The 15,213-nt window shown below is 45.5% G+C and carries 14 protein-coding genes and 3 tRNA genes; 16 read left to right on the forward strand and 1 reads right to left on the reverse strand.

Annotation, left to right across the window (positions count from 1 at the left end; translation table 11 throughout):
• Window positions 1-68 precede the first annotated feature (68 nt).
• Window positions 69-1,379, reverse strand: coding sequence for a chromosomal replication initiator protein DnaA (gene dnaA, locus IAG03_RS08210; RefSeq protein WP_249319636.1), 1,311 nt, complete (start codon window positions 1,377-1,379; stop codon window positions 69-71).
• A 391-nt stretch (window positions 1,380-1,770) separates the two neighbouring features.
• Between dnaA and rpmH the strand changes: the two genes are divergently transcribed.
• The 16 genes from rpmH (at window position 1,771) to IAG03_RS08290 (ending at window position 15,010) form a co-directional block, all read left to right on the forward strand.
• Window positions 1,771-1,905 (forward strand): 50S ribosomal protein L34, encoded by a 135-nt coding sequence (rpmH, locus tag IAG03_RS08215; protein WP_191538552.1) that lies wholly within the window; start codon window positions 1,771-1,773, stop codon window positions 1,903-1,905.
• Between the two features lie 140 nt (window positions 1,906-2,045).
• The gene (rnpA, locus tag IAG03_RS08220; protein ID WP_249319637.1) at window positions 2,046-2,396 is read left to right on the forward strand and encodes a ribonuclease P protein component; all 351 of its coding nucleotides are present in this window, start codon (window positions 2,046-2,048) and stop codon (window positions 2,394-2,396) included.
• Window positions 2,397-2,427: 31 nt separating this feature from the next.
• Complete coding sequence (gene yidD / locus IAG03_RS08225) at window positions 2,428-2,685, forward strand: membrane protein insertion efficiency factor YidD (protein WP_249319725.1); 258 nt, start codon at window positions 2,428-2,430, stop codon at window positions 2,683-2,685.
• 11 nt (window positions 2,686-2,696) lie between these two features.
• A complete protein-coding gene (locus tag IAG03_RS08230; protein WP_249319726.1) occupies window positions 2,697-3,773 on the forward strand; it encodes a YidC/Oxa1 family membrane protein insertase in 1,077 nt (358 codons plus the stop codon).
• Between the two features lie 67 nt (window positions 3,774-3,840).
• Entirely contained in the window at window positions 3,841-4,692 is an 852-nt protein-coding gene (gene jag, locus IAG03_RS08235) for an RNA-binding cell elongation regulator Jag/EloR (protein ID WP_249319638.1), read from the forward strand.
• Between the two features lie 75 nt (window positions 4,693-4,767).
• Window positions 4,768-6,141, forward strand: coding sequence for a tRNA uridine-5-carboxymethylaminomethyl(34) synthesis GTPase MnmE (mnmE, locus tag IAG03_RS08240; RefSeq protein ID WP_249319639.1), 1,374 nt, complete (start codon window positions 4,768-4,770; stop codon window positions 6,139-6,141).
• Between the two features lie 29 nt (window positions 6,142-6,170).
• Window positions 6,171-8,057: a tRNA uridine-5-carboxymethylaminomethyl(34) synthesis enzyme MnmG gene (mnmG, locus tag IAG03_RS08245; protein ID WP_249319640.1), complete on the forward strand. Its 1,887-nt coding sequence runs from the start codon at window positions 6,171-6,173 to the stop codon at window positions 8,055-8,057.
• Window positions 8,054-8,767 (forward strand): 16S rRNA (guanine(527)-N(7))-methyltransferase RsmG, encoded by a 714-nt coding sequence (gene rsmG, locus IAG03_RS08250; protein WP_249319641.1) that lies wholly within the window; start codon window positions 8,054-8,056, stop codon window positions 8,765-8,767. The genes mnmG and rsmG overlap by 4 nt, the downstream gene beginning before the upstream one ends.
• Window positions 8,768-8,854: 87 nt before the next feature.
• On the forward strand, window positions 8,855-9,679 hold the full coding sequence (locus IAG03_RS08255; protein ID WP_249319642.1) for a ParB/RepB/Spo0J family partition protein: 825 nt from the start codon (window positions 8,855-8,857) through the stop codon (window positions 9,677-9,679).
• Window positions 9,680-9,996: 317 nt separating this feature from the next.
• Window positions 9,997-10,764, forward strand: coding sequence for a ParA family protein (locus IAG03_RS08260; protein ID WP_249319643.1), 768 nt, complete (start codon window positions 9,997-9,999; stop codon window positions 10,762-10,764).
• 41 nt (window positions 10,765-10,805) lie between these two features.
• Window positions 10,806-11,648, forward strand: a complete 843-nt coding sequence (locus IAG03_RS08265) for a ParB/RepB/Spo0J family partition protein (protein ID WP_249319644.1) — start codon at window positions 10,806-10,808, stop codon at window positions 11,646-11,648.
• Between the two features lie 46 nt (window positions 11,649-11,694).
• Complete coding sequence (serS, locus tag IAG03_RS08270; protein WP_249319645.1) at window positions 11,695-12,981, forward strand: serine--tRNA ligase; 1,287 nt, start codon at window positions 11,695-11,697, stop codon at window positions 12,979-12,981.
• Window positions 12,982-13,069: 88 nt separating this feature from the next.
• Window positions 13,070-14,548, forward strand: a complete 1,479-nt coding sequence (gene guaB / locus IAG03_RS08275; RefSeq protein WP_249319646.1) for an IMP dehydrogenase — start codon at window positions 13,070-13,072, stop codon at window positions 14,546-14,548.
• 167 nt (window positions 14,549-14,715) lie between these two features.
• A tRNA-Met gene (locus tag IAG03_RS08280) sits at window positions 14,716-14,792 on the forward strand.
• Between the two features lie 2 nt (window positions 14,793-14,794).
• Window positions 14,795-14,869: transfer RNA gene (locus tag IAG03_RS08285), tRNA-Glu, on the forward strand.
• A gap of 64 nt (window positions 14,870-14,933) precedes the next feature.
• Window positions 14,934-15,010 (forward strand) — tRNA-Val (locus IAG03_RS08290).
• Window positions 15,011-15,213: the final 203 nt, after the last annotated feature.

A 15,213-nucleotide genomic window follows, 5' to 3' on the forward strand; every position in this document is an offset into this window, starting at 1 on the left:
CAGCGCTGTGGAAAACTCTGTGGGGAAAGTTGAAAACTTGTTAAAAGAAAAATAGGAAAAAGAATTGACTACAGGTTTCGGATATTCTTTATGATATCTTCGACCGTCGCCTTGGTTTTGGAATCTTTTGCAATTTTTTTATCCATCTGCTGCAGTGCATAGACAATGGTAGAGTGATCCCGATTTCCAAATTCTTTTCCAATTGCTTCGTAAGGAATCTGTGTGATTTCCCGGACCGCATAAATCGCAACCTGCCGGGCATTGGAAATCTGCGCACGCCGGTTTTCCGAACGAATATCTTCCGGTGTGACGCCGAAAGTACGGGCAACCTCCTCAATAATTTTCTCAATGGTCACTGGTGTCGGCTGATCGTTATTGATAATGTCGCTGATCGCAGCCTGTGCCATATTGATACTGGGCGCCTTTCCCTGTAAAAGATAATAGGCATAGAGCTTTTTAATGGTTCCTTCCAGCTGCCGAATATTACTTTTAATTTTGTTAGCAATATATTCGCTCACATTATCCGGTACGTCAAACTGCAGGGTTTCCGCTTTTCTTTTAATGATGGCAATTCTCGTTTCAAAATCCGGCGGCTGAATATCCGCAGTAAGGCCCCATTCAAACCGGGTTTTCAGACGGTCTTCCAGTGTTGCAATATCTCTTGGGGGCCTGTCCGACGTCAGAACAATCTGCTTTTTGGATTCATACAGCGTATTGAATGTATGGAAAAATTCTTCCTGTGTAGATTCCCGTCCTGCAATAAACTGAATATCATCCATCAGAAGAACATCCGCTTTTCGATATTTCTGATGAAATTCAGGCTGTGTACCGCGCTTGATTGCTTCAATGAGCTCGTTAGTAAATTCATCTCCTTTAATATAGATAATGCTCATTTCGGGAAACGATTTTGAAATTTCATTGCGGATTGCATTCAAAAGGTGTGTTTTTCCGAGTCCGGAATTTCCGTAAATAAAGAACGGATTGTAGAGTGCGGCCGGCTTAGTGGCAACGGCCATTGCAGCGGCATGGGCAAATTTATTGGAAGAGCCGACAATAAACGTTTCAAACGTGTATTCGTAGTCGTCTGTATTCTGCTTTTTTTCTTCTTTTTCTTCAGTAGAGAGTTCTTCCGGCAAAAAGAGGCGGATTTCAATATCAGAGCCGAAAATTTGCTGAAATGCTTCTTCTAAAAGATGAAAATAACAGCGTTGCAGGGTTTTTTTATGAAATTCATTTGGAACTTCCAAAATTGCGACGCCAGAGGCAAAATCCATATTGACAGGCTGAATTCGGCTGATCCATGTCTGATAGGCAACCTCCGCAATTCGTTCTCTGCAATACTGGCAGACATATTCCCACGCTTCTGTGAAAGAATCCATTCTTTCATCTCCTTTAGTTCTTTCAGACTGCTGCTTTTCTCAGAGAAAAAGCAGAAAATCTAGGATTCTTAAATTTAAGATCAAATAAAAATGGGCATAAAAAGCAATGATATTATGATAACACAAAAAATAGTGGTTTTCAACTTTCCAAAAAAGTTATTTCGCTTTCAAAAATTCTTTTATTTTTTTATTGAGAAAGATAAAACTGTATCTTGTGGTATGAAAAAATTGAATCCTCTTTATCTTCGAAAAAATCACGAAAAACATTTTAAAAAAGGAGAAAAAATCAAGAAGATACCGTGTTTTTTTTATAAAAGCAGGTTGACAGAAATCAATTCTTTCTATATAATATTGTATCGCAAGGTTTGTACCCCGAAAGGAGGGTTCCGAAATGCTGAGAACCTATCAGCCGAAGAAGCTCCATCGGAAAAAGGAGCATGGTTTCAGAAAGAGAATGGCGGACAGAAACGGCCGTAAAGTTCTGGCTCGCCGCAGAGCAAAGGGAAGAGCACGTTTGACCTACTAAGGTACGTTGCTCCTATAAGCTTGCGGCAAATTGTATGGCGATGATAAAAATATCGTCGTTATAGGCCACCGTAGTGTGGCCTTTCTTTTTATCAAAAGTCTGTACGTTTTGTTTGCAAAGAAAAAATGCGTGGTTGCTGTATGAAGTTATATCATTCTATTTGTGAAAATCGTGATTTTCGCCGGTTGTATACAAGAGGAAAGTCTGTTGTGGGACGAACGCTGGTAACTTATGCAGGCAGAAATCGCGAAGGATGCGTACGGATTGGAATTACAACCGGGAAAAAGGTTGGAAATGCCGTTTTGCGTAATCGATCTCGCCGCATTATCCGGGAAGCGTTCCGGACTTTGGCGCCGCGGATAAAAAAGGGGACAGATCTGATTTTTGTCGCACGCACAAAGACCGCATATATAAAAAGTACGGAATTGCTGCCGGAAATGGAAAAGCAGCTTCGGAAAATCGGAGTAATCAATTTTGAAAAAGAAGGATGATTGCGGCTGTCAGGAAAAGTTATCCATCCGAATGGGTAAACCGCTGATCTGGCTGATACGGGGATATCAGAATTATCTTTCTCCTCTGAAAAAAGCCCCGACCTGTAAATTTTATCCGGTTTGTTCAGCTTATGCGGTAGAGGCCTTAAAACGGTTCGGTATTTTTAAGGGAACTGCGCTGGCTGTTTGGCGGATTTTGCGCTGTAATCCCTTTAGCCGCGGCGGATATGATCCTGTTCCGGAAAAAAGAAAAAAGAATCGTTTCAATGATGGAAACACAAGGAGTTGATTTGCGTTTTGGTGCAGATTTTTAATTTTTTCGGTAATATCCTAGGATATTTGCTTTGGTTCTTTTATATCATCGTCCGAAATTACGGCGTTGCAATTATTCTCTTTACCATCATCCTGAAACTGATTATGTTCCCGTTTTCCATCAAGCAGCAAAAGTCAATGGCTGCGCAGGGAAAACTTGCCGCCAAGCAGAAAGAGCTCCAGAAAAAGTATGGAGACAATAAAGTAAAATACAACGAGGAACTGCAGAATCTGTATCAAAAAGAGGGCATCAATCCTGCCAGCGGGTGTTTGACGACTTTAATTCCGTTCCCGATTATGCTCGGTCTTTATTACGCGGTGGTTTTTCCGCTGAAAAACGTCTTGCATATCAGCGCGGATGTGGTGCAGAAAGCCTCTGACGTTCTGGTTCATCTTCCGGGAATCGGTTCCAATTTTGCTGCAAACAATTTTTACAGCGAGATAGAAATTGTAAAGCATTTTTCGGAGTTAAAACCGGCGCTTGCAGAAATATTTACGGAATCACAGCTTATAAAAATCGAAGAGCTGTCAAACAGCTTTCAGTTTTTGGGGTTGGATCTGCTTGGAACACCGAAGGGAAGCGCATTTTCTTCCATGCTCTGGCTGATTCCGGTGCTTTGTCTGGTATCTGCATGGGCGCAGCAGTTTTATATGACAAAGCGTTCGCCCGGAATGCAGCAACAGCAGGGATGCATGAAATACAGCATGTTTTTGCTTCCCCTCATCAGTGTTTATTTTTCCTATGTAATGCCTGCCGCAATTGGTTTTTACTGGGTGCTTTCTTCTTTGACAGGATTTGTACAGTCCGTGATCACCAATGTGTTTTACGGACCTGCGGCATTAAGCGCAAAGGCGGAGGCACAACGCGCAGCGCTCCGTGTACAGGATGAAGCCGCAGTAAAGCCGCTTCCGTATGCAGAACAAAAGGCTTTGGAAGAAAAGTATTTATTTGCGCGTCAGCCATCTCAGAATGAGAAGGGACAAAAGAAGAATCCTGTTGCGAAACAGAAGAAAAAAACTGGAACAGTTAAAAAATCCGACGATTATCTTGGATCAAAAAAATAAATAATGTGTTTGCGTGTTTGAACGAAATTTTGCAATGATCAATCATGAAGGATTTATGTGGGGGTGTATGTTCGTGTTAAGAGAAGCGATCGCAACTGGCGATACCGTAGAACAGGCTTTTGAAAAGGCGTGTCAGGAATTGGGGGTTCCGTCACACGAGGCAGAAATCGATATTCTGAATTTCCCTGTGAAAAAGACTTTGGGTATTTTCGGCGGAAGTCCGGCGAGAGTGCGTGCTTTCATCAAGACCAGCCCTGCTACTGCGGCGGCAGAATATCTGAAATCCATTTTGGAACAGATGGGAATCCACGGCACGGAAATTACGATTCATGAGGAAGAAAATGGTGCCCAGCTGCAATTGACAGGCGAAGATATTGGATTTATCATTGGCCATCGCGGCGAAACATTGGATGCGCTGCAGTATCTTTCCGGTTTGGTTGCAAATCATGTCGATAATTCCTATTATCGGATTACGCTTGATGTCGGAAATTACCGTGAAAAGCGTAAGGAAACACTCGAAAATCTGGGACGGAGAATGGCCGAAAAGGCGGTCCGCAATAAACGGAACTTCTCTTTAGAGCCTATGAATCCCTATGAGCGCCGGATTATTCATACTGCTGTGCAGACAGTAGAAGGTGCGAAGTCCTGGAGTGAAGGCGAAGAGAGCGCACGCCATGTTGTTGTAGGTCCAGTGGACGGAGAAGTGAAACGTCGCGGTGGTTATGATGATCGCCGCCGTGGTGGTTATAAAGGCAAATCTCGCGGCGGAAAAAGCGGCGGACGGTCAAATGACAATCGGCGCGGACCTCGTTCTTCGGCATCTGCGAACAAGCCTGCTGGAGAAAAGCCGGTAGAAAATAAGACAGATGCCGGTGCAGCGCTTTTATATGGAAAAATCGATGTAGCGAATAAAGAATGATCTTTACGGTGGGGGCGGTTCGGAAACGAGTCGCCCCACTTCTTTTGAGAATTCGAGATGAATGGAGATAAAACCGTGGAAAATGGAAGGACAATCGCGGCAATTTCTACCGCACAGGCGCCTGGTGGAATAGGAATTATTCGAATTTCGGGGTCGGATGCCAAAACAATTGCCTCTCGCGTATTTGTTCCGGCAGGGTCTCATTCTGTGATGGAAACGCCGGGATATCATGCTCTTTATGGAACTGTTTTCGATGCAGAAGGAAAACGGATTGACGAAGCAATTGCTTTAATTTTTACAGCGCCAAAAAGCTTTACGGGTGAAGATGTTGTCGAACTTTCCTGTCATGGCGGCATGTATGTCTTAAAGCAGCTTCTCGCGACGGTATTTGCAGCGGGTGCCGCTCCTGCAGATCCCGGAGAATTTACGCGGCGGGCTTTTTTGAACGGAAAAATGGATTTGACGCGGGCAGAGGCCGTGATGCAGATGATTTCTGCACAGGGTGAGAGTGCTGCACGCGCAGCAGCAGAAGGAAACGGCGGCGCGCTTGCACGGCGAATTCAAAAAATTCGGTCACGTCTCGTTGCTTCTGCGGCGCATCTTTCTGCTTGGGCGGACTATCCGGAAGACGAAGTTCCGGAAATTACTTCCGATGACCTCCTTTCCGATCTTAATTTTGCACTTTCGGAATGTCAGACGCTATTGAGCCAGTTTGATGCCGGACGTGCTTTGCGTGAAGGCGTAAAAACAGTTATTGTGGGACGTCCGAATGTCGGAAAATCAACGCTGATGAATTTATTGGCCGGTTGTGAACGTTCGATTGTAACGGAATATGCCGGTACCACACGGGATGTCGTGGAGGAAGTCGTGTTGGTAGGGGGAATTCCGCTTTGCCTTGCGGATACGGCAGGAATTCGAACAACTGCAGATCCAGTGGAACAAATCGGTGTGGATCGCGCGAAGAAAAGATTGGAATCCGCGCAGCTTGTATTTGCAGTATTTGATTCTTCAGAAAATTTGGAAAAGGAAGACCTGGACTTAATTCAATCCATTGGCAGTCTTCCTGCGATTGCAGTGATCAATAAAGTCGATTTGCCGCAAGTAATAGATATAAATTGTATAAAAAAACATTTTAAATACTTAGTGTATATTTCAGCAGAGACAGGAGAGGGATTCTCTGCCCTTGAATCTGCGGTTTCGGATATTTTAAATACCAATCATTTGAATCCTTCAGAGGGTATGCTGTATACAGAGCGGCAGCGTGATGCAGTTCGCAGAGCAGAAATCTGTTTAGAGGAAGCAAAAACAGCAGTGCTTGCCGAAATGACCTTTGATGCGGTTACGGTTTCGGTTGAGGGTGCGATTTCTGCCTTTTTGGAACTTACCGGTGAGAGAGTGTCTGAAACAGTTGTTGATGAAGTGTTTTCAAAATTTTGCGTTGGAAAATAAATTCCTTTTGAGAAGGGAAGCGTTTATAGGTGCGTTATGCGGCTGGAATTTTTGATATTGCGGTAATAGGAGCCGGACATGCCGGAATTGAGGCGGGTCTGGCGGCAGCCCGATTGGGTGCGTCGGTTCTTGTTTTTACCATTAATATGGATGCGGTTGGAAATTGTCCTTGCAATCCGAGTATCGGCGGAACAGCAAAGGGACATCTTGTCCGGGAACTCGATGCATTGGGCGGTGAAATGGGAAAAACGACGGATGCCTGTTTTTTGCAGAGCCGGATGCTAAATCTTGGAAAAGGTCCGGCGGTACATTCTCTGCGCGCGCAAATCGATCGTCGGGAATACAGTAAAATCATGAAGCATAAGCTGGAATTGCAGCAGAATTTGCAGGTTAAACAGGCGGAAGTGACGGAAATTTTTCAGAATGAAGATAAGAGCTGGTCTGTTGTAACCCGTATGGATGCTGTTTATCAGACAAAAGCGGTTATTCTTGCAACCGGCACCTTTTTGGGTGGACGAATTTATGTTGGAGACGTCAGCTATGACAGCGGACCGGATGGAATGTTTCCAGCGTCTTTTTTAGGTGCGTCCTTAAAAAAATTGGGGCTTTCTCTCAGACGCTTTAAAACAGGAACGCCTGCAAGAGTACTTCGGTCCAGTATTGACTTTACCGACCTGGAGGCACAATATGGCGATGAGCCGGTCGTTCCATTTTCTTATGAGACAGAAGAACCCGGAAAAAATCGAGCAGTTTGCTATGTTAGTTGGACCAATGAGGAAACAAAGCGAATTATTTTAGAAAATATTCATCGTTCTCCACTTTATGGCGGAAAAATTGAAGGCATTGGTCCGCGATATTGTCCAAGTATTGAAGATAAAATTGTACGCTTTTCCGAGAAAAAACGCCATCAATTGTTTATCGAACCGTGCGGCATGGACACAGAAGAAATGTATTTGCAGGGGATGTCGTCTTCACTTCCGGAAGATGTCCAAATTGCGTTTTATCATTCGATTAAAGGATTGGAACATGTGCAGATTATGCGTTCTGCATATGCAATTGAGTACGATTGCGTGGATCCCACCCAAATGGACGCAACACTGGAATTTCAAAAATTCCCCGGCCTTTATGGAGCAGGACAGTTTAACGGCAGTTCCGGTTATGAAGAGGCAGCAGTCCAAGGATTTGTCGCCGGCGTCAATGCTGCAAGAAAGGTGAAGGGGCAGTCACCTTTTATTTTGGATCGTGCGACCTCCTATATTGGAACACTGATCGATGATCTTGTGACCAAAGGCGCAAATGATCCTTATAGGATGATGACTTCCCGCTCAGAATACCGGCTTGTTTTGCGTCAGGATAATGCGGATGAACGCTTGACGCCTTATGGAAGAGAGCTGGGACTGATCAGCGACGATCGCTGGGCGAAATTTCAAAACAAACAGGAGCTGAAAAAGCAGGAACGCGCGCGTGCAGATCAGACAGTCTTTTCACCAACGGGAGAGCTCAATGCTATTTTGGTTTCACGTGGAACATCCCCGGTGACAACGGGCGTACGTTTAACGGATTTATTGCGCCGGCCGGAGCTTTCTTATGCAGATTTGGCGCCAATTGATGTACAGCGTCCGGATCTTCCTGCAGCTGTTTTTGAAAATGTCGAAATTGAAATCAAATATGAGGGATATATCAAACGCCAAAAGGCAGACATCGCTGAGATGCGGCGGTTAGAAGAAAAAACGCTGCCGCGCGATATTGATTACCAACAGATTGTGGGGCTGCGAACCGAAGCACAAGAAAAACTTCAAAAGATCCGTCCGATGAACGTCGGACAAGCTTCGAGAATTTCCGGGGTTAGCCCAGCTGATATTTCTGTTTTGCTTATTTATATGACAAAGCTGGCAAAAAGGGAGAAAACAACATGACAGATATTCGCGAGTCCCTGAAGCAAAAAGCGGAAAGAGAACAAGTTCCTCTTTCCGAACATCAACTCGATCTGTTTCAAATTTATATGCAAGAGCTTATAATGTGGAATGAAAAAATGAATTTGACTGCCATTACAGATCCGGAAGAAATTGTGGTCAAACATTTTTTGGATAGCCTCTTGCTTGCACCCTTTTTGCCTGAAAAAGAAGTGTTTTCCTTTGCAGATGTCGGAACCGGCGCCGGATTTCCTGGAGTTCCAATTATGATTTTACATCCGGATATTCGAATGGTTCTGATTGACAGCTTGCAAAAGAGGCTGACTTTTTTAGAGGCGCTCTGCCAAAAGCTTTTTCTTTCGCCGGAGCTTTTACACGCGCGAGCAGAAGAGTGCGGAAGAAACCCACGATACCGGGAAACTTTTGATATTGTAACGGCCCGCGCGGTGGCACCGCTGAATGTCCTTGCTGAGTATTGTCTGCCACTTTTAAAACAAGGCGGCGCTTTTATTGCAATGAAGGGTCCTGGCGGAATAGACGAAGCACATGCTGCGAAGTCTGCAATTCAATTGCTCGGCGGATCGATTTCCAATATCGTGACAAAATCGATTTCTAATGAAATTACCCGAACTTTCATTGTTATAGAAAAAAGACGACAGACCCCCGAAAAATATCCGAGACGCGGTGTCAAAATTACAAAGAATCCATTGTAACAGACAAAATACAACAAAAGATATGTCCTCTCTGTGATATGCTGGTAAAAACAGGATGTTTTTGCCATTTAAGGGAGGACTATTTTTATGCTGCAGGATAAAAATCGAATTTACCGAATTCCAATTGAAAAAATACATGCAAACCCCTCACAACCCAGAAAGTATTTTTCGGAGATGGAGTTGCAAGAATTAGCAGACAGCATTCGTGAAAATGGACTTTTGCAGCCGATTACGGTTCGTAAAAAAGGGTCCGAATATGAATTGATTGCTGGAGAACGCAGATTGCGTGCAAGTAAATTGGCTGGATGTCAGGTAATTGCCTGCATTTTGGCTGCCTGTGATGATCGGCAGTCTGCAACTTACGCATTAATCGAAAATTTGCAACGCAAAGATTTGGGCGTGTTTGAAGAAGCAGAAGCGCTAAAACGATTCATAGAAGAATGGAATATTACACAGGAAGAAGCGGCGCACCGACTTGGAAAAAGTCAATCGACACTGGCCAATAAACTTCGGCTCTTACAGCTAACTGCGGAAGAACAAACAAAAATTGCGAAAAACGGACTCAGTGAGCGGCATGCACGTGCGTTGTTGCGTATAAAAAATAGCGATCAACGGAATGCTGCTTTAAATCGTATAATTGAGAAAGAAATGACGGTTGCACAAACAGAAGCAATGGTAGAAGATATGCTGAATGTACATCCAGTCGTGAAAAAGCTGCCGAAACGACGACTATTTGTCGCGAAAGATATTCGAATTTTCATGAACACCATTGACCATGCCGTGGACACAATGAAAAATGCGGGAATTGACGCCGTAGCTGAACGTCAGGAGACGGAGACATGTATTGAATATCGGATCCGAATTCAAAAGGCAGAAGGTACAAAACGCCTTTCATTGCTAAAATCCGTATAATACAAAGAAAAAGCTGGGAGCAGAGTGATTTTGCTTCCAGTCTTTTTATAAATTTTAGGTTGTTTTAATTGAGTGTCAATTTGAAAATTCTTTTTTAACAGATAAACTTTTCCGCGTTTTTTTGCCTGTCAAAAAATTATTTGTTTCACGTGAAACAAATAATTTTAAGCTTCCACTATATTGGAAAAGGTGATATAATAAGAATTACCGTAGCAGAAGTGCTTTGATCATTAAAAAAAGAGTTCTGTAGTCCGGAAAAAGCCGCAAGGAGGGTTGCGGAGACTTGTAAACTGATACAACTCCGCATGTTTTGTAATATGGGAAAAATAATTGCGATTGCGAATCAAAAAGGCGGCGTTGGCAAAACGACAACCGCAGTTAACTTAGCGGCTGCAATTGGACTTCGGGGAAAAAAGGTGCTTTTGGTGGACATTGACCCGCAGGGGAATGCTACAAGCGGCGTGGGAATTGATCGCAGAGGAAAGAAAAAAACGACCTATGAAGTGTTAATCGGCGAAATTTCGGCAAAAGATGCGATTGTGCAGACGGAATATCAAAATTTGAGTGTTATTCCGGCTGGTATGGATCTTGCGGCAGCAGAAATTGAGCTGGTTGGAATCGAAAAAAGAGAAGCAATTCTGAAAAACACGTTGGCGCCGCTGCGGGAACAGTATGACTATTTGTTTATTGACTGTCCGCCGTCTCTGGGACTGATCACGACAAATGCACTTTGCGCTGCGGATACGTTGCTGGTTCCGATTCAGTGCGAGTATTATGCACTGGAGGGCCTGTCACAGCTGATGAATACTGTACGCCGTGTCAAACGGCAATACAATGCACTGTTAGATGTGGAAGGCGTCTTGCTCACCATGTATGACGGCAGATTGAATTTGACACAACAGGTCGTGCATGAGGTAAAAAAGTATTTTCCTAAAAAAGTATTCTCAACGGTTATTCCGCGGACTGTCCGTTTGTCAGAGGCTCCAAGTTTTGGAAGTCCGATCTTCTATTTTGATCGTTCTTCAAAAGGAGCCGCCTCCTATTTGGCGCTTGCAGACGAAGTTCTGAAACAAAATCGCAGATAACATTCGAAATACAGATCTAAAAATAGGAAAGGGACGAATTCATGAAGAAAAGAGGGCTTGGAAAGGGCCTAGATGCAATTTTTGCAGAAAATGATATGGAGGACCGCAACCATTCGGTTACATTGCAAATTCGAGATATTGAGCCGAACCGCGATCAGCCAAGAAAAGAGTTCAGCGAGGAAGCATTGCAGGATCTTGCCGAATCGATTGCGCAGCATGGTGTGTTGCAGCCACTTTTGGTGCGGCCGCTTTTGGATGGCGGATACCAGCTTGTCGCCGGAGAACGCAGATGGCGTGCGGCCAGAATTGCAGGCCTTACGGAAGTTCCGGCAGTTATCCGGGAAATGTCGGATCATGAAATGGCGGAACTTGCACTGGTAGAAAATCTACAGCGAGAAGATTTAACGCCGCTGGAAGAGGCAGAAGGCTATCAGTTACTGATTGATACCTACGGAATGACACAGGAAGAGGTCGCAAAGGCGGTCGGAAAATCGCGCCCGGCAGTGACCAATGCGCTTCGGTTGTTGGGTTTGCCGGAAGAAGTCCGCGATATGGTTTCCGCAGGTATTTTGACTGCCGGTCACGCACGGACGCTGCTTGCATTTGAAAACGAAGAAGAAATTATAGAGGCCGCGAAGCAGGCTGCAGAGCGCGGGATGACGGTTCGGGATTTGGAAGCCATGGCAAAACGTGCGGCAGCGCCCAAAAAGGAAAAACCGCGATCTCAACGCAGTCGATATTTTGAAGAGGCAGAACTTGCCCTGAAAGAGCAGCTCGGCCGCCGTGTAACGGTAACAGGAACTGCGAAAAAAGGTGTCTTGCAAATTGAATTTTATGGGGAAGAAGATTTGCAGGATCTGCTCAAAAATTTTGGAAAAGAATGAGACTTTCCGCGAAATTGCGGAAAGATGAATTTAAGGAGTGGGAAACATGATCGATATTAAATTGATTCGCACAAATCCGGATTTTGTAAAAGTAGCTATCGAAAAAAAGGTAGAAGGCCTCAGCTCTGTCATTGATGAGATTTTGGGAATCGATGCAAAACGCAGAGAAGAAACCGGAAAAGTGGAAAAAATGAAGGCGGAGCAAAATGCTGCGACAAAGAAAATTCCGCAAATCAAGAAGGAAGGCGGCGATGTTTCTGCGGTTATGGCAGAAATGAAGGCGCTTTCTGCCGAAATTAAAAAGGCGGACGAAGATCTTTCCGCGTTGGAAGCAAAACAGCATGAATTGCTGCTTGCGCTGCCCAACCTGCCCGACGAAGATGTCTGTGCTGGCGGAAAAGAGAACAATCGTGTTCTACACCAGTTCAAAGAAAAACCGGTTTTTGATTTTGAACCGAAAAACCATGTGGATCTTTGCGAGAGTCTGGGTCTGATTGACTATAAACGCGGCGCAAAGCTGGCCGGATCCGGATCTTGGATTTATCGCGGACTCGGTGCGCGTTTGGAATGGGCATTGCTCAATTTCTTTATTGAAGAACATTTGGCAGACGGGTATGAGTTGCTCTTGGTGCCGCATATGCTCGGTTATGACTGCGGATATGTGGCAGGACAATTCCCAAAATTTGCAGATGAAGTCTATTGGATTGAAAATTCCAACTCTTCAGACCGCAAATTCCTGTTGCCGACAGCAGAAACCGCGCTGGTCAACCTCCATCGCGATGAAGTTCTGACTTTGGATGAGCTGCCCAAAAAGTACATTGCGTATACCCCCTGCTATCGCCGTGAAGCGGGAAGCTATCGCGCGGAAGAGCGCGGAATGATCCGTGGACATCAGTTTAATAAGGTCGAAATGGTGCAGTACACCACGCCGGAGCATTCCGATGAGGCCTTTGCGGAGCTGGTGCGCAAAGCCGAAACGCTGGTACAGAAGCTGGGATTGCATTATCAGCTCAGCAAACTTGCAGCAGGGGATTGCTCGTTCTCAATGGCCAGAACATATGACATTGAGGTTTGGATCCCGAGTATGGGCATTTATAAAGAAGTTAGCTCCGCATCCAATGCACGCGATTACCAGGCACGGCGCGGCAACATGAAATACCGCGGTGAAGACAAGAAGCTGCATTTGGTGCATACCCTGAACGCTTCCGGCTTGGCAACCAGCCGTCTGATTCCGGCAATTACCGAGCAGTATCAGAATGCGGACGGCAGCATTACCATTCCGGAAGTTTTGCGGAAATATATGGGTATGGATGTTATCCGAAAAGAAAAATAATCTTGAACGCTCCTGCGATTCATGGTAAAATAATAGAAATACCCTGTTTTGCTGATACAAAATTGCGGCGGTAAAGGAGAATGGAACGATGCTGAATACAAATTATGCGGACAAGTTTGTAAAAGAAGGACTGACCTTTGACGATGTGCTGTTGATTCCGGCGGAATCAAATGTTTTGCCGAAAAGTGTGGATATCTCAACCAATTTGACAAAGACGCTTCGTCTGAATACGCCGATCCTGACCGCTGCAATGGATACCGTAACAGAGTCTGCCATGGCAATTGCAATTGCCAGAGAAGGCGGCGTTGGAATTATTCACAAAAACATGTCGATTGAAAAGCAGTCCGATCAGGTCGACCGTGTAAAACGTTCTGAAAATGGGGTCATTGTCAATCCGTTCTTTCTTTCTCCGACGCATCTGGTTCAGGATGCAGAAGATATTATGGCGCGCTACAAAATTTCCGGCGTTCCGATCTGCGAAAACGGAAAACTGGTTGGAATTATCACCAACCGCGACATGCGTTTTATGTCGGAGCAGGATTATGCCCAGCCGATTTATGCGGTCATGACAAAAGAAAATCTTGTGACGGCGCCGGTTGGCACAACACTCAAAGAAGCACAGGAGATTCTCCGCAAGCATCGGATTGAAAAGCTTCCGATTGTCGACGCACACGGTAATTTGAAGGGCCTCATTACCATTAAGGATATCGAAAAGGCGGTACAGTATCCAAACTCTGCGAGAGACGGAGACGGACGTCTGCTTTGCGGCGCGGCAATCGGTGCAACAGATGATGTTTTGGACCGTGTTGCGGCACTTGTGGAATCGCAGGTCGACGTGGTAACACTCGATTCTGCGCACGGCCACAACAGCCACGTCGTGGAGACGGTCAAAAAGGTCAAGAAGGCCTATCCGTCGTTGCAGTTGATTGCGGGAAATATTGCGACGGCTACTGCTGCGGAGGCATTGATTGATGCTGGCGCAGATTGCATTAAGGTGGGAATCGGCCCGGGCTCTATCTGCACAACGCGCGTGGTGGCCGGAATCGGTGTCCCGCAGATTACGGCAATTTATGATGCGGCATGTGTTGCCGCGAAATATGGCATTCCGGTCATTGCGGACGGCGGAATTAAATATTCCGGCGATGTTGTAAAGGCGTTGGCAGCAGGCGCAAGTGCGATTATGGTCGGTTCGATGGTCGCAGGATGCAAGGAATCTCCGGGAGATTATGAGCTGTACCAAGGCCGTCAGTTTAAAGTGTACAGGGGCATGGGTAGCCTGGGCGCGATGAATAAGGGCGGCAAAGACCGGTATTTCCAGGAAGATGCCAGGAAACTGGTGCCGGAAGGCGTTGAAGGACGCGTTCCGTACAAGGGACCGCTGTCGGATACGGTGTATCAGATTGTCGGCGGATTGCGCTCCGGAATGGGTTACACAGGGTGTGCGACGATTGGAGAACTGCACGAAAAAGCTCAGTTCGTCCGGATTACAGGTGCCGGCCTGAAGGAAAGCCATCCGCACGATATTCAGATCACGAAGGAAGCACCGAACTATTCTTTCTCCGGTTGAGTAAAAAATCGGAATTGTGTTTGCGAAAAACAAATTCAAAATGAGTTGCAAAGAGAGCCATGAGAAAAAATCTTGTTTTATAGAACTTTTTTTGAATTAGGGATTGACAAACACCATGGTTATGTACTATAATAATCACTGCTCCGCATAAATACGGAGCATGATATGGCGGCATAGCTCAGTTGGCTAGAGCATTCGGTTCATACCCGAAGTGTCGATGGTTCAAGTCCATTTGCCGCTACCAATGGCCCGGTCGTCAAGTGGTTAAGACACCGCCCTTTCACGGCGGGTTCACGAGTTCGAATCTCGTCCGGGTCACCACTTCTGAATTGCGTCCGGACAAGCCGATTTGTCCGGACGCAATGATGATTTTCCTCTTTTACAGGGACGCATAGCTCAGCTGGTTAGAGCGCTCGCCTCACACGCGAGAGGTCATGGGTTCGAGTCCCCTTGTGTCCACCACACCTGCGGTGGGCAGCTGCGCACCGCAGGTGTTTTTTATGAAAAACTTGCGTAGCGGCGCAAACAAGAACGTTCCGTGTGTTGGGCGTTCGCGACAATAAAATCAAAAAGGCGGACGCGCCGGTGACAGGAATGGTTGCCCCGCTTTCCGCTTTTTTTATTTTTATCATTCTGAATCCCCAAAACGATATTTTAAGGAGGTC

It is taken from the genome of Yeguia hominis, from assembly GCF_014384705.1.
GTDB lineage: Bacteria > Bacillota > Clostridia > Oscillospirales > Acutalibacteraceae > Yeguia > Yeguia hominis.

Bases quoted from the DNA above. Each gene is read 5' to 3' on its own strand.
- dnaA (WP_249319636.1), bottom strand. From the start codon at position 1,379: ATGGATTCTTTCACAGAAGCGTGGGAATATGTCTGCCAGTATTGCAGA.
- rsmG (WP_249319641.1), top strand. From the start codon at position 8,054: ATGACAGATATTCGCGAGTCCCTGAAGCAAAAAGCGGAAAGAGAACAA.
- rpmH (WP_191538552.1), top strand. From the start codon at position 1,771: ATGCTGAGAACCTATCAGCCGAAGAAGCTCCATCGGAAAAAGGAGCAT.
- guaB (WP_249319646.1), top strand. From the start codon at position 13,070: ATGCTGAATACAAATTATGCGGACAAGTTTGTAAAAGAAGGACTGACC.
- serS (WP_249319645.1), top strand. From the start codon at position 11,695: ATGATCGATATTAAATTGATTCGCACAAATCCGGATTTTGTAAAAGTA.
- IAG03_RS08255 (WP_249319642.1), top strand. From the start codon at position 8,855: ATGCTGCAGGATAAAAATCGAATTTACCGAATTCCAATTGAAAAAATA.
- IAG03_RS08265 (WP_249319644.1), top strand. From the start codon at position 10,806: ATGAAGAAAAGAGGGCTTGGAAAGGGCCTAGATGCAATTTTTGCAGAA.
- IAG03_RS08260 (WP_249319643.1), top strand. From the start codon at position 9,997: ATGGGAAAAATAATTGCGATTGCGAATCAAAAAGGCGGCGTTGGCAAA.
- yidD (WP_249319725.1), top strand. From the start codon at position 2,428: ATGGGTAAACCGCTGATCTGGCTGATACGGGGATATCAGAATTATCTT.
- rnpA (WP_249319637.1), top strand. From the start codon at position 2,046: ATGAAGTTATATCATTCTATTTGTGAAAATCGTGATTTTCGCCGGTTG.
- jag (WP_249319638.1), top strand. From the start codon at position 3,841: ATGTTCGTGTTAAGAGAAGCGATCGCAACTGGCGATACCGTAGAACAG.